Source organism: Jatrophihabitans sp. (assembly GCA_036399055.1).
GTDB lineage: Bacteria > Actinomycetota > Actinomycetes > Mycobacteriales > Jatrophihabitantaceae > Jatrophihabitans_A.
The window spans coordinates 1-26,994 of sequence record DASWNX010000043.1; the positions used below are offsets into that span (position 1 = coordinate 1).

The 26,994-nt window shown below is 68.2% G+C and carries 21 protein-coding genes, 1 tRNA gene and 1 other RNA gene; 12 read left to right on the forward strand and 11 right to left on the reverse strand.

From position 1 onward, the window contains the following. Window positions 1–778: hypothetical protein (locus VGB75_19465; protein ID HEY0169229.1), on the forward strand; the 778-nt coding region annotated here is incomplete at its 5' end. A gap of 3 nt (window positions 779–781) precedes the next feature. Continuing rightward, the gene (locus tag VGB75_19470) at window positions 782–1,930 is read left to right on the forward strand and encodes a saccharopine dehydrogenase family protein (protein HEY0169230.1); all 1,149 of its coding nucleotides are present in this window, start codon (window positions 782–784) and stop codon (window positions 1,928–1,930) included. Window positions 1,931–2,018: 88 nt separating this feature from the next. Here the strand turns inward: VGB75_19470 and VGB75_19475 are convergent, their stop codons facing one another. The 6 genes from VGB75_19475 to VGB75_19500 form a co-directional block, all read right to left on the reverse strand. Continuing rightward, a complete protein-coding gene (locus VGB75_19475; GenBank protein HEY0169231.1) occupies window positions 2,019–5,228 on the reverse strand; it encodes an amino acid adenylation domain-containing protein in 3,210 nt (1,069 codons plus the stop codon). 12 nt (window positions 5,229–5,240) lie between these two features. Further along, on the reverse strand, window positions 5,241–6,353 hold the full coding sequence (locus tag VGB75_19480; GenBank protein HEY0169232.1) for a pyridoxal phosphate-dependent aminotransferase: 1,113 nt from the start codon (window positions 6,351–6,353) through the stop codon (window positions 5,241–5,243). Next, the gene (gene dapF, locus VGB75_19485; GenBank protein ID HEY0169233.1) at window positions 6,350–7,231 is read right to left on the reverse strand and encodes a diaminopimelate epimerase; all 882 of its coding nucleotides are present in this window, start codon (window positions 7,229–7,231) and stop codon (window positions 6,350–6,352) included. Before dapF ends, VGB75_19480 begins: the two co-directional genes overlap by 4 nt. 3 nt (window positions 7,232–7,234) lie before the next feature. Continuing rightward, window positions 7,235–7,948, reverse strand: a complete 714-nt coding sequence (locus tag VGB75_19490; GenBank protein ID HEY0169234.1) for a 2OG-Fe dioxygenase family protein — start codon at window positions 7,946–7,948, stop codon at window positions 7,235–7,237. A gap of 70 nt (window positions 7,949–8,018) precedes the next feature. After that, window positions 8,019–9,077: an iron-containing redox enzyme family protein gene (locus tag VGB75_19495; GenBank protein HEY0169235.1), complete on the reverse strand. Its 1,059-nt coding sequence runs from the start codon at window positions 9,075–9,077 to the stop codon at window positions 8,019–8,021. A gap of 710 nt (window positions 9,078–9,787) precedes the next feature. Then, window positions 9,788–10,594 (reverse strand): MOSC N-terminal beta barrel domain-containing protein, encoded by an 807-nt coding sequence (locus VGB75_19500; protein HEY0169236.1) that lies wholly within the window; start codon window positions 10,592–10,594, stop codon window positions 9,788–9,790. A gap of 26 nt (window positions 10,595–10,620) precedes the next feature. Between VGB75_19500 and VGB75_19505 the strand changes: the two genes are divergently transcribed. Together VGB75_19505 and VGB75_19510 are read left to right on the forward strand one after the other, a co-directional pair. Further along, window positions 10,621–10,692 (forward strand) — tRNA-Val (locus VGB75_19505). A gap of 107 nt (window positions 10,693–10,799) precedes the next feature. Continuing rightward, on the forward strand, window positions 10,800–12,260 hold the full coding sequence (locus VGB75_19510) for a cation:proton antiporter (protein ID HEY0169237.1): 1,461 nt from the start codon (window positions 10,800–10,802) through the stop codon (window positions 12,258–12,260). Window positions 12,261–12,302: 42 nt separating this feature from the next. Here the strand turns inward: VGB75_19510 and VGB75_19515 are convergent, their stop codons facing one another. Then, the gene (locus VGB75_19515) at window positions 12,303–13,676 is read right to left on the reverse strand and encodes a potassium transporter TrkG (GenBank protein ID HEY0169238.1); all 1,374 of its coding nucleotides are present in this window, start codon (window positions 13,674–13,676) and stop codon (window positions 12,303–12,305) included. Window positions 13,677–13,761: 85 nt separating this feature from the next. Then, entirely contained in the window at window positions 13,762–14,556 is a 795-nt protein-coding gene (locus tag VGB75_19520; GenBank protein HEY0169239.1) for a hypothetical protein, read from the reverse strand. Window positions 14,557–14,763: 207 nt separating this feature from the next. On the opposite strand from VGB75_19520, the gene VGB75_19525 reads away from it, so the two are divergent. From VGB75_19525 to VGB75_19535, 3 genes are all read left to right on the forward strand, one after another. Then, a complete protein-coding gene (locus VGB75_19525; GenBank protein HEY0169240.1) occupies window positions 14,764–16,401 on the forward strand; it encodes an ABC-F family ATP-binding cassette domain-containing protein in 1,638 nt (545 codons plus the stop codon). Between the two features lie 67 nt (window positions 16,402–16,468). Beyond that, complete coding sequence (locus tag VGB75_19530; protein HEY0169241.1) at window positions 16,469–17,992, forward strand: glycerophosphodiester phosphodiesterase; 1,524 nt, start codon at window positions 16,469–16,471, stop codon at window positions 17,990–17,992. Between the two features lie 103 nt (window positions 17,993–18,095). Further along, window positions 18,096–19,262, forward strand: coding sequence for a HoxN/HupN/NixA family nickel/cobalt transporter (locus tag VGB75_19535; GenBank protein ID HEY0169242.1), 1,167 nt, complete (start codon window positions 18,096–18,098; stop codon window positions 19,260–19,262). 49 nt (window positions 19,263–19,311) lie between these two features. Here VGB75_19535 and VGB75_19540 read toward each other — a convergent pair whose 3' ends face one another. From VGB75_19540 to VGB75_19550, 3 genes are all read right to left on the reverse strand, one after another. Then, window positions 19,312–19,506, reverse strand: coding sequence for a hypothetical protein (locus tag VGB75_19540; GenBank protein ID HEY0169243.1), 195 nt, complete (start codon window positions 19,504–19,506; stop codon window positions 19,312–19,314). Between the two features lie 145 nt (window positions 19,507–19,651). Beyond that, window positions 19,652–20,314, reverse strand: coding sequence for an alpha-ketoglutarate-dependent dioxygenase AlkB (locus VGB75_19545; protein ID HEY0169244.1), 663 nt, complete (start codon window positions 20,312–20,314; stop codon window positions 19,652–19,654). A gap of 23 nt (window positions 20,315–20,337) precedes the next feature. Beyond that, complete coding sequence (locus tag VGB75_19550) at window positions 20,338–20,577, reverse strand: hypothetical protein (protein ID HEY0169245.1); 240 nt, start codon at window positions 20,575–20,577, stop codon at window positions 20,338–20,340. 115 nt (window positions 20,578–20,692) lie between these two features. Between VGB75_19550 and VGB75_19555 the strand changes: the two genes are divergently transcribed. From VGB75_19555 to rnpB, 5 genes are all read left to right on the forward strand, one after another. Further along, window positions 20,693–21,862 carry a Nif3-like dinuclear metal center hexameric protein gene (locus tag VGB75_19555; protein HEY0169246.1) on the forward strand — a complete coding sequence of 390 codons (1,170 nt, stop codon included), beginning with the start codon at window positions 20,693–20,695 and terminating at the stop codon, window positions 21,860–21,862. An 83-nt stretch (window positions 21,863–21,945) separates the two neighbouring features. Then, a complete protein-coding gene (locus tag VGB75_19560) occupies window positions 21,946–22,686 on the forward strand; it encodes a C4-type zinc ribbon domain-containing protein (protein ID HEY0169247.1) in 741 nt (246 codons plus the stop codon). Then, window positions 22,683–23,885, forward strand: coding sequence for a bifunctional RNase H/acid phosphatase (locus VGB75_19565; protein HEY0169248.1), 1,203 nt, complete (start codon window positions 22,683–22,685; stop codon window positions 23,883–23,885). The genes VGB75_19560 and VGB75_19565 overlap by 4 nt, the downstream gene beginning before the upstream one ends. An 872-nt stretch (window positions 23,886–24,757) precedes the next feature. Next, window positions 24,758–26,344, forward strand: coding sequence for a hypothetical protein (locus tag VGB75_19570; GenBank protein HEY0169249.1), 1,587 nt, complete (start codon window positions 24,758–24,760; stop codon window positions 26,342–26,344). Between the two features lie 234 nt (window positions 26,345–26,578). Beyond that, an RNA gene (rnpB, locus tag VGB75_19575) (RNase P RNA component class A) lies at window positions 26,579–26,992 on the forward strand. Window positions 26,993–26,994: the final 2 nt, after the last annotated feature.

Genomic DNA, 26,994 nt, shown 5'->3' on the forward strand with positions numbered 1-26,994 from the left:
CGCCCAGGCCGACACGGACCAGCCGGGCGCCCGGCTGCTGCTGAACCGGTTCGCCGCCGGCGGCGGGGCGCTGCTGGACCTGGAGTACCTCACCGACGACAACGGCCGCCGGCTGGCGGCGTTCGGTTACTGGGCCGGCTACGTGGGCGCGGCCCTGGCGGTGCTGCAACACGCCGGCGCGCTGCAAGCGCCCTTGCAGCCGGGGACCCGGCAGCAGTTGGACACCCAGCTGGCCACGGCGGCCGCCAGCGTGCCCGGACTGCGGGTGCTGGTGCTTGGCTCGCTCGGCCGCTCCGGCAGCGGCGCCCGGGACGCCCTGGCAGCCGCCGGAGTGGCGATCACCGGATGGGATGTGGCCGAGACCCGGACGTTGGACCGGCCCGCGATGCTCGAGCACGACATCGTCGTGAACACGGTGCTGACCACCGAGCCCGGCCGGCCGTACCTGAGCGCGGCCGACCTCATCGCAGCCGACTCAGCAGGCCGGCCCTACCGGCTGCGAGTGCTGGCCGACGTCACCTGTGACGTCGGCTCGCCGTACAACCTGTTTCCGCTCTATCAGGACACCACGAGCTGGGAGCAGCCGGTCTTTGCGGTGCCGGCGACCGAGCTGGCCGTCATCGCGATCGACAACCTGCCGTCACTGCTGCCACTGGAGGCAAGCATCACCTTCTCGGGCGACCTGCGGGGGCAGCTGTCCGGGCTGGGCGCCCAGCCCGCCTGGCAGCGCTGCCTGGACCTGTTCCACCGCCACCTATCCACTCCGACAGGGAGCTGACTGATGCCTGAGCCGACCCCGCCTGCCTCCGGTCCGACCATCCACTGGGTAGGCACCGGACTGTCCAGCGGCAGCGGACTGACCATGCTCGCCGGGCGTGGCCACCCGCTGGTGCTCTGGGGCCGGACCGAGGAGAAGGCGGCGGCGCTGGCCGACCGGCTGGGGGTTCCGGTCGCTGCGAGCCGCGCTCTGCAACTACCGGCGCTGGCGGCCGAACTGGCGCCGGGCGACGTGCTGGTCTCGATGCTGCCGGCTGCCTGGCATGCCGAGCTGCTCGAGATCTGCCTGCAGACCGGGGCGCATTTCGCCTGCTCGAGCTACACCTCGCCACAGCTGGCGGCCCTGGCCGAGCAGGCTCGCACGGCGGGGCTGGTGGTGCTGACCGAGGCCGGGTTGGACCCGGGCATCGACCACCTGCTGGCTCACCAGTTGATCGCTGAGGCCCTCGCCAAGGTCGGCGCCGGCCCTGCGACGGTGTCACTGACGTCCTACTGCGGTGGCGTGCCGGCAGTCGCCAACGACTTTCGCTACCTCTTCAGCTGGGCGCCGCAGGGTGTGCTGACCGCGCTGCTCTCACCAGCTCGCTATCTCGACGGCGGCGAGGTCACCGAGGTGGCCAAGCCCTGGCATGCGGTTCGGCCGCACTCGGTGAACGGCGAGGATTTCGAGGTGTACCCGAACAGGGACAGCGTCCCGTTCATCGAGCAGTACGGCATCCCGAGCGGCTGGGAAGTGGAATCGTTCGTGCGTGGCACGCTGCGGCTGCCAGGCTGGCGCCAGGCCTGGCAACCAGTGTTCGACCAACTGGAATCACGCGGATCAGACTGCGTTCCCGAGCTCGCCGGCGAGTTGGCCCAGCGGTACCCGATGACCCCGACCGACCGGGATCGCGTGGTGCTCACCGTGGAGTTGGACGTGCGCGCCGAGCACGGCGCCACGTTCGGCGCCGGTCGGGTGCTGGACCTGATCGGTGATGACGCCGAGGCCGCGATGGCCCGTTGTGTCTCCGCTCCGTTGGCGATCGGGGTCTGCCGGCTGCTGGACGGCGCGTTGCCGGCTGGGCTGAATCGGGCAGCCGAGACGGCGGACGAGGCCGGGGTGTGGCTGGACATGTTGTCCGAGCACTTCGCCATAGACATAGTGGGCGTGTAGGTCTGGCCTGTCGCGCCCCCGCTTCGTTCAGGGGCGCGACCCGCGTGAGGCCATTGCTATGGGGCCGTCGTCAGGAGCCCTTCGCTGGTCAGGAGGTCGGCTGGACCTTCTCCTCGATCACGGCCGAGATGGCGCTCACCGTGGCGTTTCCGTACAACAGCCGAATGTTGATCTTGATCCCGAAGGCCTTGTTGATCCGGCTCACCACCCGCATGGCCTGCAGGGAGTTGCCGCCGATGGCGAAGAAGCCGTCCTGCGCGCTGACCTTCGGCACCGACAACACGTCCGAGAAGACCTGGGCCACCGTCTCCTCGGTGGCGTTGGCCGGCGCCACGAAGGCGTCTTCGGACAGCTCCTGCTCCACCGGGTCCGGTAGTGCTTTGCGGTCGATCTTCCAGCCCCCGCTCAGCGGGAACTCCTCGAGCACCACCCAGGCGGTCGGAACCATGTAGTCCGGCAGCAGGCCGCCGAGGTGCGCGCGCAGCTCCTGCGGCACCGGCGGGCGCTGCCCCGAAGCGGTGACGTAGCCGACCAGTCGATTCTCCCCCTGCGGGTCCGGGCGTAGCAGCACGACCGAGCGGCCCACGTCGGGATGGGTCAGCAACGCCCCCTCGATCTCGCCGAGTTCGATGCGCAGCCCGCGCAACTTGACCTGGTTGTCGACCCGGCCGATGAACTCGATCTGCAGGTCCTCGTTCCACCGGACCAGGTCACCGCTGCGGTACACCAACCGTCCGGGGTGATACGGGTCGGCGATGAACTTCTCCGCGGTGAGCTCGGGTTGATTCAGGTACCCCTGGGCCAGCCCGCCGTCCTCACCGCCGATCAGAAGCTCGCCGGGAACACCCTTGGGGACCAGGTTCTGCCGCTGGTCCACCACATACACCTGGCGGTTGACCTGGGGCCGGCCGATCGGCGGCGAGGTCTGCCAGTCGATGTGCGGGCACTTGTACTCGGTGCAGGCGATGGCGGCCTCGGTCGGGCCGTAGAGGTTGACGAACGTGCGGCCGGGCAGGTTCCACTTGTTCACCAGCTCCGGCGGCAGGACCTCAGCGCCTCCCATCACGTACTTCAGGTTCGGGTAGGGCTCGGCCTCCAGCACCGAGAGAATCGCCGGCGGCAGACCTGCGTAGCTGACTCGCTGCTCACGCATCAGCGTCATCAGGCCCTCTGGTGACAGCGCCTCCTCCGCCCCGACCGCGACCACCGTCGCACCGACCAGGAAGCCAGTCCACAGTTCGCCCTGCGACATGTCGAAGGACAGCGAGGGCAACTGGAGCAACCGGTCCTGCGGGCCGAAGTCATAGGTCCGCCGGTAGCCCTCGGCGAACAGCGACACCGCGCGATGAGCGATCATCACTCCCTTGGGAGTCCCGGTCGAGCCCGAGGTGTAGAGGATGTAGGCCAGGGAGTCGGCAGTCGACCATTCCTCGAGCGGCTCGTCGGCCGGCATGGCCTCGATGGCGGGCCAATCGGCGTCGATCAGCACTCGCTGCCAGCCGGTGGGCTCCGGCAGCCGGTCAGCCAGATCCGAACGGGTGATCACGATCGGCGCGGCGGTGTCGCCGATCATGAAGGCCAGCCGGTTGGCCGGAAGCTTGGGGTCCAGCATGGTGAAGGTGGCCCCGGCCATGAGGATGCCGAGCATGGTGACGTAGGCGTCGAGGTCACGGTCGATGACGACCGCGATCACCTGCTCGCGCCGTAGGCCGAGCGAACGCAGGTAGCGGGCCAGCTGGCCGGCCTGCCGGACGAACTCGCCGTAGCTGAGCTCCACGCCGTTGCAGACCAGCGCCACCGCGTCGGGGGTCCTGGCGGCGACGGCCGCGACCGCGGCATGCAGCGGTAGCTCGTTGTAAGCGACGACCTCGCCCCGCCCGACGGCCAGCAGCTCCGCCTTCTCGTCTTCGGTGACGACCGGTATCTGCGACAGCCGCAGCGCCGGGTCGGCCGTCGCTGTGCGCAGCACGCTCTCGACATGTCCGAGCATGGCCTTGATTCGCCACTCGTCGAACAGCGCGGTGGAGTACTCGACCCCCGTCAGGAGCCCGGCCGGCGTGTCGATGAAGGTCAGCGCGAGGTCGAAGCGGGCGCTGACCGAGGCAAGCAGCAGGTAGTCCGCGCTCACCCCTGGCAGCGAGAGGCTTTCTCCGGACGTGGCGCCCCCCAGCAGTTGCGCAGCGACCTGGAACAGCGGGTTGCGGTCGGGGTCACGCACCGGCTGCACCCGGTCCACGACCTGGTGGAAGGGCACTTCTTGGTGCTCGTAGAGGTCCAGGTTGAGGTCAGCGACCCGGTCCAGCAGCTCCGCGAACGAGGGGTCGCCGGACAGGTCTGACCTCAGCACGACCATGTTGATGAACAGGCCGACGACATCCTCGAGCTCGGGCTCGGGACGGCCCAGCATCGGCACCCCGATCGGGATGTCCTCCTGGCCGCTGTACCGGCTCAGGACCACGGCCAACGCGGTGGCCAGCACCATGAACAGCGAGGCCCCGTGCTCGTCGGCCAACTGCTGGGCGGCCTCACGCAAGCCTGGGGGAAAGGGGGAGAGCACCGAGTCGCCGCGGTGGTCGCCGCCCACCGGCCGCGGCCGGTCGGTGGGCAGCTCGAGCACCGGCAGGCCTGCCAGCCGCTCCTGCCAGAAGGCCAGTTCCTCCTCGAGTGCCTCGCCCTGCAGTCGCTCCCGCTGGGACTGGGCGTAGTCGAGGTAGCTGACTTCGGGATCGTCCAGTTGCGGGTCATCGCCTTCGAGCAGCGCCCGATAGGTAGCCGAGATCTCGGAGTTAATGATCGCCGAGGACCAGCCGTCGGTGACGATGTGGTGATAGCCCTGGCACAGCACGTACTGCTCGTCTGCCAGCTGGAACAACTGGAATCGGTACAGCGGGCCGGTCTTGAGGTCGAAGGGCACCGTGAGCTGCTCACGAAGCGCCGACTGCAGGCCTTGCTCGCGTTCGGCCTCCGGGAGCGGCCTGAGGTCGAGGATCGGCAGCTCGACCGGGGCAGGCGGGGAGACCACCTGATAGGGCGTGCCGTCCTCGGTCTGGATCGTCACCCGGAGCACCTCGTGCCTGGTGATGACCAGGGTCAGACAACGGCGCAGGATGTCGATGTCCAGCGGGCCCTGCACGCGCCAGGACTGGAGGATGTTGTAGGTGGTCTGCCCAGGCGCCAGCTGGTCGATGAACCACAGCTGTTCCTGACCGAAGGAAAGCGGTCGTAGAGGTAGCCCCGTCTCGGCCTGGGTCCGGCCGTCGCCCAGGTCGGAGAGGTTCCGGTCCGTGTCGAGTGTCATGTGTGAGCAGACCTATTCTGTGAGCCGTGTCAAGCCGGTGAGAACGCCCTCGATCCGCGCCAAGCCCTCGGCCAGGACGGCGGGCTCGCGCGCGAAGCTGATTCTGATGCCGCCTGTGGTCCCCAGTGTCTCAGCTGGCATCAACAGCACGCCTGTCTCCAGCACCTGCCTGGCGAATGCCATCGACGAGCCGCCCGTCAGCAGACGCAACCACGCGAAAGGGGTCCCTTCCGGCGGCGTCAACCGCAGCAGGTCGGAGTGGCGCGCGGTGAACTCCTGCAGCAAGCCCAGCCCGGCGCCGGTCAAGCGCTGGTACTGCCGCTCGTACCGGTCCCAGTGCCGCAGCACGTCGGCCGCGAGGGCCTCGCACAGCACGGAGTTGGAGATCGTGGTCAGGTGCTTGTACTCCGCGCAGGCCGACACCACCTCGGGTGGGCCGTACATCCACCCGACACGCAGGCCGGGGACGCCGGCGGTCTTGGACAGGCTCGACACCGAGATGGCGCGGTCGTGGAGCACTGCCGGCGAGGTCGAGAGGTCCAGCAGGTACTCCTCGTCCACCACCAGGTAGGCGTCAGCGCGTTCGGCCAGCTCGAGCAGCGCCGTGAACTCCTCGGCGCGGATCCGCCGGCCGGTCGGGTTCGTCGGGCTGTTGACCGTGATGAGCCGCAGGCCACTCGGGTCGACCTCGGCGAGCTCGGCGAGGTCGATGCTGAAGTCCTCGGCAAGGTCCATGACCTCTACCCGGCATCCCAGGCGTTGCGGCGCCTGCCAGGCCTGCTGCCATCCCGGGCGAAACGCGATCACCCGATCGCCGGGCCGCAACAGCGTGCAGTACAGGAGGTAGAGCGCTTCCTGGGCGCCATGGGTTATCACCACATGCTCAGGTGAGCCGCCGTAGCGCTGTGCCACCAACCGGATGAGCTCGGGGCTGCCTCGATCGAAGCCGTAGTTGAGCTCGAGGTCAGCAGAGATCTGGAACTGCCCGACGGTGCTGCACTGCACGTGGCTGTCGCCGAGGTCGATGTCGAACTTGCCGATCGTCTCCTCGAAGACCCAATGCCGCATGGAGCCCAGCTCGCCGGCCGCGCCAGCCTCAGCGATGGCGTTGGCAGCCGCGGTCATGCCGGCACGGCTGAGGCTCGTGAGACTCCGATCCGTTCGCCGAGGGTGGCCGAGAAATCACCGGTCGCCACCTTTTCGACGATGCCGGTCATCGTGACGCACTGGTCGGCGCCGATGCTGATCTGCAATTGCCCGCCGGGCATCTGCACCGTGAGCTCGTCATCGACCAGGCCGGCCAGGTGTGCCGCGCTGGCCACAGCGCAGCCACTGCCTCCGGAGGCCAGCGTGTAACCGGCGCCCCGCTCCCAGATCTCGACCTCGATCAGGCGGCGGTCGCGCACGCGGGCGAATTCCACATTGGTCCGATCCGGGAACCGGGGGTGCCGCGCGATCTGGGGTCCGAGCTCGCGCGCCCGGTCAGCGCTCAACTCGTCGAGAAACACCACAGTGTGCGGGTTGCCGTTGTGGACGCAGGTCGCCGTCACCTGCTCGCCGTCGAGGTCGAGCGTCCAGTCGATCGCCGGTCCGGACAGCCCGAGCACGGGGATCGCGCCGGCCTCGAAGGACGGCCGGCCGAGATTGACCCGCACCAGGCCGGCGGAGAAGTCGGCGATCTCCACCAGCGAGTCCCCGGCCGGGGTGCGGATCGTGAAGCTGGTGGCGTCGAGGTGGTGCTCGGCAAGGTGCAGGGCGAACATCCGCACCCCGTTCGCGCTGAGACCGCAGGTGGTGCCGTCGGAGTTCAGAGTCACCAACTCCACCGGCTGGCCAGCCTGGACCGGCTTGACGGGCCCGTACATGACACCGTCGGCGCCGATGCCGAAGTGCCGGTCACACAGCTGCCGGGCTGCTGCCGGGGACGGCTCCCACTTCACCTGCTGCGGGTCGAGGACGAGGTAGTCGTTGCCCAACGCCTGGTACTTGACGAAGTCCGCCACGTGTCAGCCGGTCCCGTTGAGCGCACCAGCATTCTGGGGAACGGTCGCCGGGGGCTCGTCCTCCAGGACGGCCTTGTCATGCTCCTCGCCGTACCACTTGTCCTTCCAGCGGGAGAAGGCGACGATCACGATGTCTCGGTGCGCGGGCTGACCGTCGACCGAGAGCACGTCGGTGACGTCGTGCGCGATCGCCCGGTCGTCCAGCAGCACGGCCTGCCCGGCCTCCAGGGTTCCGGTCCAGAAGGGCGCCGGCGCGCCGTCGTGCCACAGCCGGGTCTGCGCGCCGGCCACATTGACCTTGCGCAGCACGGCGATCATGACGAACTCGTGCCCGTCGTGATGGACCCCTTCGGGGGTCAGCGGCGCCGCCGTGCTCTCATCAGCCCGCGAGCGGTTCTGATGGACGTTGATCTGCCAGTCCTCGCTCTGGTCCAGCCCCAGTTCGGCGACGCCGTGCGCGATGAGCGGGGTGAGGTCGGCCTCGATCGGCTCGTAGGTCCGCTTGATCCCGCCGCCGACCGGGTTGAACTTCTTGAAGGCCGTGTAGTCACGGTGCTCAAGCCGCTCGAACGACCAGCCGTTGGCGGCTTGGGCGTCTGGTGTCAGGCGGTACTGCGCGAACCGCTTGTACCGGGTGCCGTGGCCCATGTACTCGTCGACCGGGCAGTTCTCGTAGCTGTCAAGGACCTCGCTGGGGACCGGCGGGAGGTCGATCACTGCGAATCCTTGCGGGTTGAGCGGCATTTCTCATGCCCTTCCTCTTGCGGGGGAACGGGGGGTCAGGCGGTCAGCTGGCTGCCGAAGGCATGCGCTCGTCCAGGTAGCGCGCCGAGGAGTTCAGCCGCCACAGTGTGCCTCGGGCGATTCCGTGGCGCATGTGGGGGGACTTGGCGGCAGGCAGCACGACGTTGTGAAACCAGCCGGCGGCGTGCTGGGAGTCGATGGTCACGTGCAGCTTGTGGTAAATGACACCGCTGGGGGGCAGTCCGAGCCGGTCCCAGGCATGCAAGACATGCACGAACCGGTCGGGGACCAGCCACTCCAACATTCCCATGAAGCCGACTGCCTCGGCGTAGAACTGCCGATAGCGGCAGAGCATGACAGCGAGATTGCCCGACAGCAGGGCGTTGGCCGTCAGCGACTCTTCGAACTCGTCTGCCTGGACGTCGAACACCTTGAAGATGTTGTTGAACAGGTGGGTGTGGACCTGGTGCTTGTCACCGTTGCCCATCTCGTCCCAGAAGTTATTGGCGATCTCCATCTTGGCCGCGCCGTTAGTGCCGACCTGCATCATGGCCAGCAGATCGTCGAACCGCCCGTCGACGACGGACTCCTGGATCATGTAGGAGCGCAAATCCTCGGCCGTGGCGTGGTTACGGATGAAGTCCTTGTAGTAGGGGTGCTTGTACACGGGATGCTCTTTGGCGGTCCGCTTGATCCACGAGAGGTAGGGACGGGGCTCGTCCGGGCTGGACTCGATCAGGCCCGGCTCGATGTCGGCGTCCTGGGCGGCGATGGTCGCCTGTTCCAGCAACCGCGTGACCTCGTGCAGCGCTATCGACCCCTCCGCGGTCGCGCCGTCGGGTATCACCGTGTGGAGCTGGTAGATGCGCGCCAGCAGGAACTGCTGGGCGTAGAAGGCGTCGGCGTCGCCGGCCTGCGCCCGATTGTTCAGCGCGGTGACCGCGGTACGGATCCTGCGCCGCTCGGCCGCCGGCACGTTGCGGTCGACCTCATCGGCCGACTGGCCCAGCCAGGACGAGATCTCCTCAACCAGGTCAGGGCGTACGCCGTTCCGCCCTGTTCGCGAATTCGGTCCGGGTTCGGCTTCGGTGACGGCGCGCATGATTTCTCCCTCTAGGAGTCGAGTGAGATGGCTCGGGGGTGATCGCAGCTCTATGACTCGATCAGGGCCTATGGCCTGATCAAGACGTTGGCGTAATAATCATCTATTGCTATATGTTAGTCAACATTCATTCCGGCGATTTTGACTTTTTCTGACAGTCAGTGGCCCCTGCCTGCGGCCACGGGTGGCCACAGCAGCGAAAGGGGCCGCTCGCGCTGTGCCGGCGTTATGCCAGGCGGTTTTCCGCTGCCTGAGCCAGGTAATTGTGTCTGCACCGAACATGACTGCTTGCCACCGGGCCCCGACTGCCCAGCGGGGCAGTGGCGGTACCGAACCATCACACCCCCGCCTCCTGGCGTGTGGTTTGCGTAAAGTATCTGCAAGATGGGGTCCGACGACGCTCTCACCGCGGAGCTCCAGCGGCGTCGAATACCGTGTCAATGATCAACTGTCAATGAATTGTCAGCGACGGCTCGGGGACCTCAGCGGTTCAGCTGTAAACAAGACGATAAGCGAACCCTCGATGTCGTTGAAACTAATACTTGCTTGCTCATACAAAGTGCCGCGGCCTGAGCCCGGCTCATAGCGCTTCTCGGCCTTCCTCGCCTAGTGAGCGTGACGCCAGGACGGCCCGCTGCGATCAGGTCGGCCGGTGAGCCCCCGCCGCTTCACCCGGCGTCACCGTGTGACTTGCCGCGAGGTGACTACGGTCAGGCCACGGAGTAAGGGGCCCCGATAATCCATCCATCGGGCTGGGGCTGGGGCAGGGTCATCTCGATGATCTCCGCGGCGTCCCCGACCCTGATCACCCCGCCCTGGGCGACCCAGCAATTGAGGGCGAGCCTGCCGGCGAACTCATAGTGAATCTTGCGCAGGACGTTGAGGTCCTGCTCGCCGGTGTCGGGGTCGATGGTGGTCACGATGCAGCGTGACCTGAGGGAGTACAGCCCGATGAGCACCTCGCCGATCCGCAGCACCTTGCCCGGCCAGGATCGCTCCTGCAGGCCCGGCACGCCCCCGATCACGATGTTCGGCCGCAGCCGGCGCCCGTTGTAGCCGAACGCCTGCACGCCCCCGTCGGTGGCGACCAGCAGCGGCAGCACGTCGAAGCGCTCGTGCCCGGAGTAGTAGACCGCTTCGGCGCCCGGACCGGCCGCCTCACGGATGGCTTGTGCCGCTGCCGGGTCATTCCACGGGACGCCCTCGATCAGGGCCGTCCCGTCCGCGGCGGTCGACCCGGTGAGGCCGAGCAGGCGGGGCCTGGTCCGGCCGGTGACCACATGGGCGTGCTGGCGGACGTGCACGAGCCGGTCACCGACCACACCGTCCTCGGTCAGCACGGCCGACTCGAGCGGCTCTCCTCGTAGCGACTTGACAGGAAATCGCCATAACTGCTCTACATGCACGCTGGCCCACCTGGCAGGTTCGGTTTCTCGATCATATGAGGCACTCTCTGCAATTGCCGCGAACCGGGGTTCGCCGCCTTCCAGAGGATGGCAGGTGCGGCTGAGGTTCACAACCGTCAATGGCCTTAGCCCGGTGCGGGCGCTTAGCTCAGCCGCAGACGGCTCGGTTCACATCCGCGCGGTCGTTGGTTCGATCCCAACAGCGCCCACCGGCGGTTTCACCGAGCCGCACGGCTAGGGTGGAACCGGTGCGCCGGGAAGCCTGGTCGGCAGTGGTTTCGTTCTGCCCGCCGCGTCTTCCTAGTCTCGGAGCGTCATGTCTGACACCTTTACCTTCGCGCAGCTGGTCCTGCTGGTGGGCGCGGTCGGCCTGCTGGCGCTGCTGTCCAACCGGTTGACCGAGCGGATCCGGATTCCGGCGCCGCTGCTGGTGCTGGTTGCCGCCGCAGTAGCGGTGCAAGTGATTCCGGAACTGCATCGTCCCCCCGAGCTGCTGGTGGAACGGCTGGTCACCCTGGCCTTGATCTGCATCCTGTTCGACGGTGGCCTGCATCTGGGCTGGCCAAAGTTCCGGGCCGCCGCCGCGCCGATAGCGATAGTGGGGGTGCTGGGCACTTTTCTCACCACCGCAGTCGCCGCAGCGTTCATCCACTACGCCTTCGGGCTCAGCTGGTTCCTAGCCTTGCTGGTCGCCACCGCGATCTCGCCGACCGACCCGGCGGTGGTGTTCTCGGTTTTGGGCCGGCGTGAGGTCGCTGGGCGCAGCGGCACCATCTTGGAGGGCGAGTCCGGGGCCAACGACCCGGTTGGCATCGCCCTGATGGCCAGCCTGATCGCGGCCGGCGGGATCAGCACCGGCGCGTTCGGGCAGATCGCTGGCGAGTTCGCCCTGCAGATGGGCATCGGCGCGGCAGTGGGGGTCCTCGGCGGCCGGGCGCTGCTGTGGTTTATGCGGGCGGTGCCGCTGCCGAGCGAGGGCCTGTACCCGTTGCGGACCGCCGCTTGTGCGCTGATCCTGTTCGGCGCTGCCACCCTGGCCCACGGCTCCGGTTTTTTGGCGGTCTTTGTGGCCGGTATTCTTCTTGGCGACGAGCGGGCGCCGTATAAGCGCGAGATCGAGCGGTTTCACTCGGCACTGGCCAGCCTCGGCGAGATCGTCGCCTTCGTGGTGCTGGGCTTGACCGTCGACCTGGCCGAGCTGACCCACGCCGACGTGCTGATCCCGGGATTGGTCACCGGTGCGGTGTTGGCCGCGGTGATCCGACCGGTCTTCGTAGGGCTCTGCCTGATCTCCGCGCGGCTGAGAAGTAATGAGCGCAACTTCGTGCTGTTCGCCGGACTCAAGGGCGCCGTGCCGATCCTGCTCGGCAGTTTCATCCTGGCCGAGCAGGTGCCTGACGCTGAACGGCTCTACGGCATCGTCGTGGTGGTGGTGCTGTTCTCGGTGCTGCTGCAGGGCAGCCTGGTGCCGACCGTCGCGCGGCTGCTGCGGCTGCCGATGCGCGTCGTCGAGCCGGAACCGTGGGCCATCGGGGTGCGGCTGAGAAACGAGCCTGAGGGCGTGCACCGCTTCACCGTGACGGCCGGCGCACCCGCGCACGGACACCGGATCGACGAGCTGCACGACCTGCCCGAGGACGCCTGGATCAGCTTCGTGGTGCGCGATGACCGGTTGTTGCCGGTCCGTGGTGACAGCTTGCTGCAAGCCGGGGACGAGGTGCTGGTGCTGGCCGACCCGAGCCTGCGTGACCGGCTGGTCGCCACGTTCAACGGTTGACCCGCCCTGCCTGATCTCGACTCAAGGTGGGCTAAGGCGGCCTTAGCCGATGATGGGCTGCTCCTTGGGGAGCTCATACAGCCTGGTGGTGTGCCGCAGTGCCAGGGCAGAGGCAAGGGTGACGGGTCCGACCCTGCCCAAGAACATCAGCAGCACCAGGATGAGTTGGCCGGCGACCGGCAGGTCGGGGGTGATGCCGGTGCTCAGGCCGACGGTGGCGAAGGCGGAGATGACCTCGAACAGGATTCGGTCGAGGCTGAACTCGGTCATGATCAGCAGCGCCACAGTCGAGGTCACCACGACCGCGACCGCGAGCAGGGCCACGGTGGCCGCTTGGCGGTGAGTGGAGCGGGGCAGTCGCTTGCCCAGGGCGTTGACCGCGCCGTCGCCGCGGAGCTCGCTGTAGATGATGAAGTACAGCACCGCGAAGGTGGTGACCTTCAGCCCGCCGGCGGTGCCGGCCGGGCCGCCGCCGATGAACATCAGCACGTCCATGCCCAGCCAGGTCGCCGAGTCGAGTGCGCCGATGTCGACGCTGTTGAAGCCGGCGGTACGGGTGATCACGGCCTGGAAGAAGCCGGCTAGCAGCCGGCCGCCGGGGCTCAGTTTGCCCAGGGTGTCATCGTTGTTCCACTCCATCGCGGTGATGAAGGCGGTGCTGCTGACCAGCAGGGCGGCAGTGGTGGCCAGCACCAGCCGGGTGTTGAGCGTCCACAGGCGCGGGCGGGTGATCTCTCTGCGCAGCTGCAGCAGCACCGGAAAGCCGAGGCCGCCGGCGATCACCGCGAAGGCGATCGGCAGGCAGATCCACGGATCGGCGGCAAAGTCCACCAGGTTGTCCTCGAAGAGTGAGAAGCCGGCGTTGTTGAACGCCGAAACTGCGTGAAACACCCCGTGCCACAGCGCCTGGCCGGCAGGTTCCTGATAGCCGAAGTAGAACCGCGTAGTCAGGGCGGCGGCGGCCAGCGCCTCGAGCAGCAAGCTGGCCAGCACGACGCCGACGATCACCCTGCGGACGTCGCCGATGCCGATGCTGCGGGTCTCGGCAGCCGCCGTGATGCGGCTGCGCAGGCCCAGCCGCCGTGACACCAGCAGCCCCAGCAGCGAGGCCAGCGTCATGACCCCGAAGCCGCCGACCTGGATCAGGGCAAGGATCACCACCTGGCCGAACACGCTCCAGTAGGTCGCAGTGTTGACGACCAGGTGCCCGGTCACGCACACCGCCGAGGTGGCGGTGAACAAGGCCTCCATCAAGCTGGCGTGCCCGGGCCCGGGCGTCGCCGCCGGCAGCAAAAGCAGCGCGGTGCCGACCGCGGTGGCTGCGGCAAAGGCTAGGACGATGACCTGCGCCGGATTGCGCAGCCCGTGGCTGCGCCGTCCGGTGCTGGGCGGCCCGGCCGGGCTCCGAAGGCGCATCCGCCGATGCTATCGATGCCTAGCCCAACGCAACGGCCGGACGGGCATGCCCGTCCGGCCGTAGCGCCGCTCACCGAGTGAGGGCTCAGTGGTTGATCTGGAACCAGGGCTGGGCCCAGCCGGAGTAGGTCTGACCCCACCTGCTCTTGATCTCGGAGATGGTGGTGCGGGTGAAGGTGCCACTGCCGTGGATGTCGGTGGACAGGAAGTAGCCGCCGCCGATCGAGATCATCACGTGCCCGTAACCCTGCGATCCCCCGGAGAAGAACGCCAGGCCGCCGGCCGGGACGTTGCTGTCACCGGCGTGCTTGTAGGCGCCGGGGATCGCCAGCCAGTGCGAGCGCGCGCTGGTCGAGCCGCTGTGCGACCAGCCGTAGGCCAGGCCCACCACGTGGTCACAGCGCCCGGCGTAGTCAGCGACGTAGCTGGTGGTCACGTGGTTCTTGGCCCAGGTGACCGCTTCGCCGCAGGTCCTCGGATTGCCCAAACCGGCGCCGGAGCAGCTCTGGGTGGGGGTGCCGCCGCACAGCGGCGCGACCAAGGTGTCCGAGCCGGTGTGGACGTAGGCGTCGCTGACGTAGCCGCCCTTGGCCGGAACGTGGTCCCAGATGTTGGTGGTGCCGTAAGTGCCGCTGACCGTGTCGCCATAGGTCTGGCAGTCGATGGTGATGCTCGCGCCGTCGGCCACCGAGCCGACGGCGGTGCTGCCCACGTGCGGGCCGGAACGGACGGTGAGCGGCGCGCCGGCGGTGTTGACGGTGCCGGTGGCCGAGGCCCAGGCGGTCGACGTGACGCTGAAGCCGGTGAGCATCAGCGCCGCGGCGGCCAGTACCACCGCGAGCCGACGGAGCACGCCTGCGGGCGTGCGAGATCCAGTCATGGAGCTCCTTCGAGAGGGGGGTGAGTGAAACGGGGGAGTGCGCTGTGCAGCGCGACGCCGCCGAGCGGGCCGGCGCGGGCTGCCATAGAAATACAGCAAACCTCGCACAAGGCGCAACAGGGGCAACAAACCCTCAACCGGTCGCGGTGGCCGCGTCGCCGTGCCCGACAGCCCTGGCCGGACGCGGCCGTCAGCTACCGTCGCGGCGTGAGCGCAACGATCCTGGTCACCGACGCCAGCGCCGCCTATGGCTCGCGCTGGCTGTTTCGCGGCCTGGACATGGTCATCGCGCCGGGCGCGGTGATCGGGCTGGTAGGGCCCAACGGCGCAGGCAAGACCACCTTGTTGCGGATGCTGGCCGGGCTGGCGCAACCGGAGACCGGCTCGATCACCCGGGTGCCGGCCGAGGCGAGCGTCGGGTACCTGGCGCAGGAGCCCGACCGGCGCGCCGGTGAGACGCTGGCGGCGTTCCTCGGCCGTCGAACCGGGGTGAGCCGGGCCACCGAGGCGATGCAGCGGACGGCTGCCGCGCTGGCGGACGGCCCACAGGCCGAGGCCGACTACTCGGCCGCCTTCGACCGCTGGCTGGCGCTGGGCGGCGCGGACCTGGAAGACCGGGTGCCCGCCGTGCTGGCCCAGCTCGGCCTCGACACCGGCCCCCAAGCGGAGATGACCTCGCTGTCCGGCGGCCAGGCCGCCCGGGCGGCGCTGGCCTCGTTGTTGCTGGCGCGCTTTGACGTCTTCGCTCTGGACGAGCCGACCAACGACCTGGATCTGGCAGGCCTGGAACTGCTGGAGCGGTTCGTGAGCTCCCAACGTGCCGGGCAGGTGATCGTCAGCCACGACCGGGAGTTCTTGGCCCGCACCGCCACCGAGATCGTCGAGCTCGACCTGGCGCAGCAGCAGATCACCCACTACGCCGGCGGCTACCAGTCCTACCTCGAGGAGCGGGCGATCGCCCGGCGCAGGGCTCGCGAAGCCTTCGAGGAGAACGCCGAACGGCGCCAGGATCTCCATGACCGGGCCCGGATGCAGCGCAACTGGCTGGAGAGCGGCACCCGCAACGCCCGGCGCAAGGCCGGCAAGGACCCGGACAAGATCAGCCGCAAGTTCCAGCAGGAGAGCACCGAGAAGCAGGCTGCCAAGGCCCGCCAGACCGAGCGCCTGCTGCAGCGGCTGGAGGTGGTGGAGGAGCCGCGCAAGGAGTGGGAGCTGCGGCTGGAGATCGCCGCCGCGCCCCGCTCGGGCTCGGTGGTGGCAGTTCTGGACCAGGCGGTCGTCTCGCGCGGGACGTTCCGGTTGGGGCCGGTGAGCCTGCAGGTCGACTGGGCTGACCGCATCGCGATCACCGGCGCCAACGGCAGCGGCAAGACCACCTTGCTAGCGGCGCTGCTGGGGCGGCTTGCACTGTCTGAAGGCCGCCAGCACCTCGGCGCCAACGTCGTGGTGGGTGAGATCGACCAGGCTCGGGCACTGCTCGGCCGGGACGAGACCCTGCCGCTGGCCTTCGGCCGGCTGCTGCCGGACTGGCCCGACGCCGACATCCGGACGTTGCTGGCCAAGTTCGGCCTGCGAGCCGCGCACGCCGACCGGCCGGCCGGCACGCTGTCGCCGGGGGAGCGGACCCGGGCGGCGCTGGCGCTGCTGCAAGGGCGCGGGGTGAACCTGCTGGTGCTGGACGAGCCCACCAACCATCTGGACCTGCCGGCGATCGAGCAGTTGGAGCAGGCGCTGGAGAGCTATCCCGGCACCCTGCTGCTGGTCAGTCACGATCGCCGGCTGACCGAAGCCGTTCAGGTGAGCCGGCGGATAACGCTGGCTCACGGGGCGTTGACCCTCAGCTGATCGGCGAGCCACGGCCAGCGGTGGTGGCCCGCCCACAAATAAAGGCTCCGTTAGGTAGCCTGGGCGGGTGCCTTTCGACCACCACCTGAGCCGGCGTTCGATGCTGGGTGCGCTCGGCGGTCTCGGCCTGCTGGCCGCCTGCTCGCCGACGGCCGATCCCACCAGCCCGGTGCCCGGCGCGGCCGGCGCGAGCGCGACCCGGACGACCGCCAGCTCCGGCCCGGTGACGGCGCGATCGTGGATCGCCACCCGCGGCAAGCCGTTCTACATCGCCCACCGCGGCGCCGGCGACGTCTATCCCGAGCACAGCCTGCCCAGCTACCGCGCGGCGGTGGAACTGGGCGCCCCGTGCCTGGAGGTCAGCGTCAACATGACCTCCGACGGCGTGCTCATCTGCCTGCACGACCTGAGCTATGACCGCACCACCACCGGCAAGGGGTTGGTGGCCGGCCAGCCGTCCTCGGTGCTGTCCACGATCAGAGTCCGGCAACCGCAACTGGGCCCGGCCTGGACGCGCGAACCGCTGCCCGTGGTCCCCCGGCTGGAGACGGTGCTGGCCGAGTTCGGCGGCAAGGTGGTGATCTGCCTGGAAGCCAAGGACGACAGGGCCTACCCGGCGATGATGGCGATGGTGACCCGGCTCGGATTGCTCGACACCGTGATCGTCAAGGCCTATCACACCAGCGTGCGGATACCGCAGGCCAAGAAGACCGGCCTGCCGGTGTTCTCCTATCTCAGCCCGGCCGACATGAACGAGCCCACCATCGCCGCGGCGGCCCGCAAGCTGGACCGCAACGACCTGCTGGTGCTGCCCTACGACACCGGCGACTACGTGACCTACTACCCGGACGCGCTGATCGCCGCCGCCAAGGCGCACGGCGTGCCGTTGGTGGTCTACCCCATCCATCGACGCGCTGACGCCGCGCACTACTTCAAGCTCGGTGTGAGCGGGGCGGTCACCTCCGACTACGGCTACACCGCCACCGACACCGCCGCCACCACCTCCGACAACTGGGCCAGCAAGCGGATCTCGTCGGGGGAGAAGCCGAAGATGCCCGACAGCAGGTCGCTGGCCGGCGCCTGGACCGCGCTGAACGAGCTGACCCTGGGATCTGAGGACAAGCGGCAGTTCATCACCCTGGGCCAGCTCAGCCCCATCGCCGCGGCGGCCTCGCACTATCGGCTGACGTTCTCCGCCGCCTGGGACCGGTTGCCCGCCGACCCGTCGGCCGTGCTGTCGCTGGCCTTCTGCCATCTCGATGACCGCTATTACGAGGATGGCCTGAGCCTGAGCGAGGGCTACCACGCCACCATGTCGCCGGACGGCACGCTGCGGATCTACCGGCACGGCCCGTCCGCGCCGCAGGAACTGCTCGGCCAGGCCAAGACGCCGCCGGTGCAGGCCGGTCAGTGGGCCACCCTGCGGTTGGACGTCTCGCCCCAGGCGTTGATCTGGCGGCGCGGGGACCTGTTCGACACCGCGCAGGTCGTGGTGCACGACTCGGCTGTGCGCGGCGGCTATGTGGCGATCGGCCGGTCCAGCGCCGACCCCCGAGCGGCGCTGGCGCTGCGCGAGTTCTCGGTCGGCTAGGGCCGCCCCCTCGTTATTGCAACAGACTTGCAAGAAGGTCTGGGCCAGCGATAGCGTCGACTCCAGCCGCCGCCGCGGCGAGAACGCTAGTGAAAGCGCGGTAATGACCAGAGCCACCTCGGTTCCGCAGCCACCAGCCAGCACCGTCCCCGCTTTCCAGCGGATCAGGTTCACCCGCGCCGAGGTGGTGCGGCTGCTGGGGCTGTTCGGCTTCATCGCCGCGTTGCACGTCGCCGGCTTCGGGTTGTTCTTCTACTACAACTCCCAGCCGCAGTTCCACTCACTCAGTGACGGCAAGGGCAATCTGGTGTTCGCCGGCGCCGCCGCGCTGGCCTACGGCTTCGGCCTGCGGCATGCCTTCGACGCCGACCACATCAGCGCGATCGACGACACCACCCGGTACCTGCTGCAGAAGGGCAAGCAGCCGCTCGGGGTCGGGTTCTTCTTCTCCCTCGGCCACTCCACCATCGTGCTGGCGCTCTCGATCGGGGTCGCCTTCGCCGCCAAGGCCGCCAGCCGGTTCCAAGCCAGTTTCGCCGGCACAGGTGGCATCATCGGCACCCTGGTGTCGGCGTCCTTCCTCTACCTGCTCGCCGGGTTGAACCTCGTCGTCCTGATCGGAATCGTCAAGATGTGGCGCCAGGCCAAGCTCGGGCGGTACCAGCCCGAGGAGTTGGACGTGCTGCTGGCCAACCGGGGTTTGATGAACCGGATCTTCCGAGGCCGCTACAACAAGTTCATCAACCACTCGTGGCAGATGTACCCGGTCGGCGTCCTCTTCGGGCTGGGCTTCGACACCGCGACCGAGGTGGCCGTCCTCGGCCTGTCGGCCACCGCCGCGGTGGGCGTGGGCGCAGGCGGCGCCTCGCTGCCCCCGCTGGCGATCCTGTCGCTGCCGCTGCTGTTCGCGGCCGGCATGTCCCTGATGGACACCATCGACGGGGTGTTCATGAGCAAGGCCTACAGCTGGGCGTTCGTGACCCCGATCCGCAAGATCTACTACAACATCACCACCACCGGGCTGTCGATCTTCGTGGCGTTCGTGATCGGCTCGATCCAGGTGGTGGGGCTGCTCTCGGAGAAGTTGGAGCTGACCGGGCAGCCCTGGGACCTGGTAAACGGCATCAACCTCAACACCGCCGGCCAGCTGATCGTGGTGGTCTTCCTGCTGGTGTGGGTCGGCGCCGTCGCCTATTACAAGCTGGCCAGGGTCGACGAGCGCTACGCCGGCCTCACCCGCGAATCAGGTCCGCTGGACTCAGCCGGCTGAGCGGGGATCGGCCGTCCGGTCCAGGGGCGGCAGGTGGGCTGTCGCGACGTCAGAAGTGATTGTGACGCCGCGGCTTGTCGAAGAAGCGCTCAGGCAGCGGCCGGGTGGCTGGACTTCTGCCGTAAGCCGCCTGCTCGATCTCTGAGGCCAGCTCCGGATCATGGCCTCGCAACCGGTCGATGTGCCGTTGCCGGCGGCTCATCGCCCAGTAGCGAGCCACTGCCACCGGCAGTGAGAGAGCCACACACATCCAAAATAAAAGCCACATACCCGTCCCCATCGGTCAAAACGGCATCAGTGCATCGCAGGGTAGCAGCGCGGCGGTCGTCTCGGTCGGGACTCGCGGCCCCCAGGCCTGGCGCCGGCTCCTGCGGGACCCAGGCTGGGGGTCAGCGGACCCCGCGGGGCCGGAACTGGATGCTGATCCGCGGGCCGACGGGCTTGCTGGTCTTGGGCACGGCGTGCTCCCAGGTGCGCTGGCAGCTGCCGCCCATCACGACCAGGTCGCCGTGGCCGAGGTTGTGCCGGAGAACACCGCCGGAAGCGCTGCTGTCACCGGTGCTGCCGACCGTGCCTGGCCTGGGCCGCAGCAGCAGTTGCCGGGGCGCGCCGACCGACAGGATCGCGACCATGGTGTCCTCGGTGCGGCTGCGCCCGATCCGGTCGCCGTGCCAGGCCACGCTGTCACGGCCGTCGCGGTACAGGCACAGCCCGGCCGTGCGAAACGGCTCACCGAGCTCGTCGGCGTAGTGAGCGCCGAGCCGCTCACGAGCCTCCTCCAGCACCGGGTGCGGCAACGGCGCGTCCTCGTCGTAGAAGCTGAGCAGCCGGGGGACCGCCACGATCCGCTGGTACATCTCGCGCTCCTCGGCGTGCCAGGGCACCGACTCGAGCAGGAAGTCGAACAGCGCGTCGGCGCCGGCCAACCAGCCGGGACGGACGTCCACCCAGGCGCCCGCGCTCAGCGCTCGCCTGGTGACTGCGCCGCCGAGCGGGCCGAGCGAGATGTCGTCGGCGAGGTCCAGGAGTGAGGCCTGCAGCGCTGCGGACATGCCGCCCAGGCTACACCGCTAAATCAATAGTGTGTTCGATTGCGGGGCTTCTCAAAGGAGCGGTCACGCATCGGCAGGGCGGCCTCACTGGCGGAGTAGGCCACCTGAGAGACCGTCGCCTCGCGTTGGGCGTCGATGTTGTAGGACCGGCCGACGCCGCCCCGCTTGCGCCCGGCGGTCACTGCCCAGCCCAGAATCAGCACCACTGGCGCCGCCGGGGGAACCCACCACAGCCAGTACCACATGTCGCCCCCGATCCCCATCCCGATAGGTGTCAAAGCAGGCTAACAGGACGCCGTCGTCGGCAGGCGGGGGTCGCGTCAGCGATCCAAGCCACGGCGTACCGCGCCTCCGGGGCAGGCAGTAACGTTGCCAGCCGTGCCGAGCCCTGCCCATGCGCCCAGTCTCGCCGATGTCCTCGCCGCCCTGGACGGCTGGTACCCACCGGCCACCGCCGAATCCTGGGACGCGGTCGGGTTGACCTGCGGCGATCGGGGCGACCGGATCGAGCGCGTCCTGCTGGCGGTCGACTGCGTCCCGGCGACGGTGGCCGAAGCGGTCGAGTCCGAGGCGCAGTTGCTGATCACCCACCACCCGTTGCTGCTCACCGGCGTGCACGGCGTGCCCGCCGATGATCCCAAAGGCGCCCTGGTGCACCGGATGATCCGGGCCGGCGTCGCGCACTTCGTCGCCCACACCAACGCCGACATCGCTGCCGACGGGGTGTCGCAGGCGCTAGCCGACTGCCTGGGCCTGCGCGCCACCGCGCCGTTGTCGCCGGCTTCGACCCCGGCCCTGGACCACCTGACCGTGTACGTGCCTGCCGCCGACTGCGACCGGCTGATCAGCGCCCTGATCGAGGCCGGCGCCGGCGCGGTCGGCGACTACGACCAGTGCACCTTCACGGTGTCGGGCCAGGGCAGCTACCGGCCGCTGCCCGGCGCCGACCCGGCCGACGGCGAGATCGGCGTGCTGACCCGCAAGAGCGAGCAGGCGCTGTCGGTGGTGCTGCCCAGGCCCCGACGCGCCGCCGTGCTGGCGGCGATGCGCCAGGCCCATCCGTATGAAGAGGTGGCGTTCACGCTGACCGAGCAGCCGGCGTTGGACGCCGACACCGGCGCCGGCCGGATCGGGCAACTGGCAGAGCCGATGACGCTGCGGGAGTTCACGAGCTACGTCGCGGACCGGTTGCCCAGCACCGTGTGGGGGGTCCGGGCATCGGGGCGGCCGGACCAGCTGGTCTCCACGGTGGCGGTCTGCGGCGGCTCCGGCGCGTCCTACACCGAGCTGGCGCGGGCCCGTGGCGCCGACGTGTACCTGACCTCGGACCTCAAGCATCACAGCACGGTGGAGGCGGTCACCGAACGCGCTGACCTCGCCGCCGGCGCGGACCCCGACGCGCGGCTGGCACTGGTCGACGCGGCGCACTGGGCGACCGAGTGGCCCTGGCTGCCGGTGGCCGCCGGGCTGCTGCGCCAGCGATTCGGCGGCCTCGACGTCGCCGTCTCCACCGCGGTCACCGACCCCTGGACCCTGCATGCAGGCTGACTGTCACACTTGCTATCCGGGCCGAGTTCTCATCCGTTCTGCCTGTCTGACCGTGAATCCGCCAGAAAGGGCTAGCTCACCACGTGATCGCTGATCCCTTCGTCCAACTCCGGCTGCTGGATCTGCAGGCGGTCGACACCGCCCTGGCCCAGCTGGCACACCGGCGCCGCAACCTGCCCGAGCTTGCCACCATCGCCGACTGCGACCAGCGTGCCTCCGGCGTCCGGTCCCAGCTGGTGGACGCTGAGACCTCGCTTGCCGACCTGGCCGCCGAGCAGCGCCGGCTGGAAGCCGACGTCGACAACGTCCGGCTCCGGGCCGACAAGGACCAGCGGCGGATGGCCGCCTCCGGAGTGCCGGCCAAGGAGATCGCCGGCCTGCAGCACGAGGTCACCTCGCTGGCCCGCCGGCAGGGCGTCCTGGAGGACGAGCTGCTGGAGCTGATGGAGACGCGCGAGACAGCCGAGGCGCAGGTCAGCCGGCTGCAGTCGGAGTTGCAGGCGATCCTCGCCGAACGAGCCACCGCCGAGGCAGCCCGCGACGAGGTGTTCGGCGAGATCGACGACGCCCTCGCCAAGCGCCGCGCCGAGCGGGACCGGCTGGCGGGCACCCTGCCGGCTGACCTGCTGGGCCTCTACGACAAGGTCCGTGAGTCCAGCGGCGGGGTCGGCGCGGCGATGCTGCGGCAACGCCGCTGTGAAGGCTGCCGGCTGGAGCTGTCCGGTTCGGAGCTGGGCGAGGTCCGGGCAGCCAAGGCCGAGGCCGTGGTGCGCTGTGACAACTGCCGGCGCATCCTGGTCCGCACCCACGAGTCGGGACTGTGAGCCCAGCCGAAGGCTCAGCCGGCCTGCGGGTGGTCGTGCAGGCCGACGGCGGCTCACGAGGAAACCCCGGGCCGGCCGGTTACGGCGCGGTGGTGCTGGACGCCGACACCGGCGCCACGCTGGCCGAGCGCAAGGCGGCCATCGGCGTCGACACCAACAACGTCGCCGAGTACCAGGGCCTGATCGCGGGGCTGACCGCGGCCGGTGAGCTGGGCGCCAGCGAGGTTCGGGTGCAGCTGGACTCCAAGCTGGTGATCGAGCAGATGTCGGGCCGCTGGCAGGTCAAGCACCCGTCGATGCGCCCGCTCGCCCGGCAGGCCGCCGAGCTGGCCGCCGGCTTCGACCGGGTCAGCTACGAATGGATCCCGCGCGCTGAGAACAGCCATGCCGACCGGCTGGCCAATGAGGCGATGGACGCGGCGGCCAAGCCAGGGGAGCGTGCCGAGCAAGTGAAGGGTGCCAAGCCTGTGCAGAGCGCCGAGCCGGCGAAGCCCACCGAGCCTGCGAAGCTCGCCGATGGCGCGCGGGAGCGGCTGCCGGCGAACAACAACGGGGCCTGGGTGCCGCCGCAGGACACTGCGACCCGGCTGCTGCTGGTCCGCCATGGCGTCACCAAGTACTCGGTGGCCAAGAAGTTCGCGGGCCGCTCGGACCTGGAGCTGACCGACGAGGGCGTGGAACAGGCTCGCCGGGCCGCCGGCCGGATCGCCGAGCTCGGCCCGGTGGACGTGCTGATCTCATCGCCGCTGCGGCGGACCCGGCAGACCGCGCAGCAGATCGCCGACCGGCTGGAGCTGCCGGTGCAGGTCGAGGACGGCGTGATCGAGACCGACTTCGGCGACTGGGACGGCTACACCTTCGAGGAGGTGCGCCAGCGGTGGCCTGCCGAGCTGCAGCGGTGGCTGGAGGATCCCGCGGTGGCGCCGCCGGCCGGCGAGTCGTTCGAGACGGTGACCCGGCGGGTTCGGCGGGCCCGGGACCGGATTCTGGCCCAGCACGCCGGCAAGACGGTGGTCGTGGTCTCGCACGTGTCACCGATCAAGACCCTGGTGCGCCTGGCCCTGGACGCCCCGGTCTCGGCGATGCGGCAGATGTTCCTGGCGCCGGCCTCGGTCAGCGTCATCGAGTACTACGCCGACGGCCCGGTGTCACTGCAGTCCTTCAACGACACCGCGCACCTGGGCGCGCTCGCGCACTGAGGCGCTGACTCGGGCAGCTGTGTGCATTGCTCGCGCATCGCGGTACGCATGACCGAAGCCATTCATTCGGTTGGCCGGAGCAGATGGCCAGACTCCACAATTCGCTAAGATTTGTCGAGCAAATTGGACGTTGTAATTGAACGGCCCGTGGCGATGCAGCGCCTCCGTCGTACCACTACGCTCGGGCTCCCCATCACGGCTTGGGCTAGCACAAATCGACCCTCTCATCGGAGCATCGCCCGGCACCGATCTCAAGAACACCGAGCGCCTCCCGACGGGAGCTACCGACGATGCTGCGTCGTTCTTCCGAGTGAGAGGTTCCGCTCGCCGGTGAACGATGATCTAGACGTTAGGTTCGCCGACTCCGGGGCGCTGTCTCGCGGTACCACGACTCGGTCCTCTTCAGTGAAGGTCAGTCCTTCCGTCAGAGGTACAGTCCGCTAGTGACAAGTGACATGTCGGTCCCTCGCAAGCTCGTGAATGTGAAGGAAGAGGCGCGCTCTCTCGTGAGTCAGGACAGCCTGGCGTCTGAAGTGTCGACTGCGCTAGTTGGCCTATTCGAGATTACGAGCTATGCCAGATTTAGAGCCTTCAACGGTAACTACGTGGGGATGTACGCTAGACCCACGAAGACAATCCGAGGCTCGCTGGTCATTGAACGGGAAGTTTTCGTACTCATAGCGAACTACTCCGTGCTGCACGCTCGCACAATTACGGTCTGTCAGGAGGCCATACAAGCTGAACAACCCCGATTACAGCCAGACTTAGCCATTGTCGTGCATGCGGATCCTGACGGCGATGACAACTTGAGGGCTTGGGGCCGCGAGGCAGGGCTAACCGTCCTACCGATTTACAGGCCAGGTGCTGGTGCGATGCCCCCAGCCACCATTCTCAGACAGCGCCTCGCGCGCGAGCTATTCGCCACGGATAGTTTCCAGATCACGGGCCCGGTCAGCGACGACGCTGACTTCTTCGGGCGGCGCGAGCAGGCTAACGATTTGCTTCGGCAACTGCAGGCAGGCCGGATCGCTGCAATCTTCGGCTTGCGCAAGGTCGGCAAGACTTCAATGCTCAATCGGGTCATCGATCTCGCTAACAATGCTGGATCTCCAAAGGTCGCGATGATCGACTGCTCGCTGCGTGGCTTCAATGAGATGCGCGCCACCGAGGCATTGAAGGTGGTTGCACGGCTCGCGCGGCTCGCGAGCCAACAGGGCTACGCACACGTGAGCCAGACACTGCGCCGGTCCGACGGAGACATAATGTCGACCTTCGACGCCATGTGGCAGGCAGGATCGACAAAGACGCCACTCCTGATCGTGTTCGACGAGGTCGACTACATTACGCCGGAATCACCGACCAGTACACATTGGAAGCATGACTTCAACGACTTCTGGCGTGAATTCCGGGCGCTCATACAGGAGTCGAAACGGCATGACCTCACCGTGAGCGTGCTCGTAAGCGGCGTCAGCAGCAGCAGTTTTCGCACAGCAGAGATCGCTGGCACTGAGAACTCTGTGCTCCACTTCGTGCCCGAGGACTACCTCAGCCCTTTCGCGGAGGCTGCCGCCGACGCGATGATCAATGCCCTTGGAAAGCGTTGCGGACTGACTCTTTCGCCGGAGGCACGTGGCGTCATCGCTCAGACATCTGCCTACTTGCCCTACTGGATGCGGATGTCTGGATCGTATATTCATCGCCACGTCGAGGTCGAAGCGCGACCCGTGGACATCGACGCTCACCTGGCTACGCAGCTATGCAGTGAGTTCGCCGAGACCGAAGGCGCCGAAATCAGTCGAGTTGCCCTGCAAAACTTGCGCAGAGTCGACCGACCAATGTTCGACCTATTGGTCCGTGTGTCGAAAGGGGATGACGTTGACGCGCGCCAGGCGCGCCCCCTCATCAGGTACGGCCTCGTGCGGCAACAAGCTGGCTCGATTTCAGTCGACAGCCTGATGATCCAGCGCGGCCTCGAGCTGCTCGAGAGCCAGTCCGCTCATCCCGGGGTCGACGAGGCGGGCGAGGTCACCGCCAGCCGCAGAGCGTTGGATCTGGACGAGGGGGAGTGGGCAGAGGAACTGGCATCCATCAGCCGGCGGAGGAACATCCTCGAACGAAAGGCCAGGGAATTCGTCCGCGTCGTGCTCAAGATGACTCTCCCCCCGGGCCGGGACTGGGTCGGGGTTGTCAACGATTCGCTGTCGGCTCGCAGGCGAGAGGAATGCGCCGGCCTTGCACCCGACGCGCTAATGTCCAAGCTGTACTGGATTGAGCTAAGCGCAGTAATCGGTAGAGAGTGGGCGCAGTTCGAGCGATTTTTCCAAGACAAGAAACGTCTGCAGAACGCCTTCAACCTGTTGAACGAGCGGCCGGACGCGCACGCGAAGGATGTCGACCTAGCGGACGTCGCGCTTCAGCGACGAGAGCTTACTTGGCTAGAGGAGCGCATCGCGCAGTAGGCGCACGAGCCGCAGGCAGGCGCTGCAACACCTCGTGGGTGCACGTGCATGCGGTTCTCCGCGGCTCCCCGCCAGAATAGCCGCGGTGGAAGCGAGTTCGGCAACACTGTGCCAGGCGGTCGTCAGCCCCGGTGAGCATCACCACCAGCGCGCGCGGTACCGCGACCACGGCCTCACGTGGGACGAGCGGTAAGTCACGCCGTCGCGCGGGCGTTAAGATCGGCATGCGGCGGACGAGCCGACCGGGCGACCGCGTCAGCCTGGCGACAGGCTGCCGAGGAAAGTCCGGGCTCCACAGAGCAGGGTGGTTGTTAACGGCAACCCGGGGTGACCCGCGGGAAAGTGCCACAGAAAACAGACCGCCGGACGGTTCGGGCTTGCTCGAACGGCTCGGTAAGGGTGAAACGGTGGTGTAAGAGACCACCAGCGTCCCGGGTGACCGGGATGGCTAGGCAAACCCCACCCGGAGCAAGGTCAAGAGGCGTCTCAGGCTTGCCGGAGACGCTGCGCAGGCGTTCGAGGGCTGCTCGCCCGAGCCTGTGGGTAGACCGCTAGAGCCTGCCGGCGACGGCAGGCCGAGATGGATGGTCGCCGTTCGGAGGACTCGTCCTCCGTCCACAGGACCCGGCTTACAGGTCGACTCGTCCGTC